Annotated in this window: 1 protein-coding gene; it reads right to left on the bottom strand. The window is 72.2% G+C overall.

Annotated elements, in window-relative coordinates:
* On the bottom strand, positions 1-407 hold a 407-nt coding region (locus ACLEQD_RS45185), incomplete at both ends, for an AMP-binding enzyme (protein WP_410392037.1).

Raw genomic sequence — 407 nt, 5'->3', positions numbered from 1 at the left:
CCTCCAGCACCACGAAGGCCGACGGCACCATGTACTCCGGCAGCCGTCCCTTCAGCTCGCCGCGCAGTGCCGTGGCCTCCACCGTGCTGCCCGGCTTCGCCACCACGTACGCCACCAGCCGCTTGTCTCCGGGGGCGTCCTCCCGCGCCACCACCACGGCTTCGCGCACGCCTTCGCATGCGCTCAGCCCCGCCTCCACCTCACCCAGCTCCACGCGGTAGCCGCGAATCTTCAGCTGGAAGTCCACGCGCCCCAGGAACTCCAGCTTCCCGTCCTCCCGCTGCCTCACCTTGTCGCCCGTGCGGTACAGCCGCGCCCCAGGCTCCGTGGAGAAGCCGTCCGGCACGTACCGCTCCGCCGTCAGCTCGGGACGTCCCACGTACCCGCGCGTCACCACCGCGCCGCCC

The organism is Corallococcus sp. 4LFB, assembly GCF_046520365.1.
Classification (GTDB): Bacteria; Myxococcota; Myxococcia; order Myxococcales; family Myxococcaceae; genus Corallococcus; species Corallococcus caeni.
The sequence above is the reverse complement of the archived record's forward strand: the minus strand, read 5'-3'. Positions and strand labels throughout refer to the sequence as shown.